At 75.5% G+C, this 229-nt stretch carries 1 protein-coding gene; it reads left to right on the top strand.

Going from position 1 to position 229, the window contains the following annotated elements; translation table 11 throughout:
* Positions 1 to 229: Gfo/Idh/MocA family oxidoreductase (locus KVS71_RS19675; RefSeq protein WP_217585358.1), on the top strand; the 229-nt coding region annotated here is incomplete at both ends.

The following is a 229-nucleotide window of genomic DNA, read 5'->3' as shown; positions in this document are numbered from 1 at the left end:
CACCCCGTCTGCGGCCGGGCGGCCCCCCCCCCGCCGCCGGGGGCCCCCCCTCGCAGGAGTCGGCCCACGCCTTCGCCCCACCCTTCGACATCGCGCACGCGCATCCGTCGTTCGAGGCGCTGGTCTCCCATCCCGACGTCGACCTCGCCCACGTCTCCACGCCGCACCCGATGCCCCACGAGAACGCCCGGCTCGCCCTGGAGCACGGCAAGCACGTGCTCGTGGAGAA

Origin of the sequence: Microbacterium sp. GbtcB4 (assembly GCF_019091465.1) — a bacterium.
In the GTDB taxonomy this organism is placed as follows: Bacteria; Actinomycetota; Actinomycetes; order Actinomycetales; family Microbacteriaceae; genus Microbacterium; species Microbacterium paraoxydans.
Note: the sequence above shows the minus strand (reverse complement) of the source record. Positions and strands in the feature narration are given on the sequence as shown.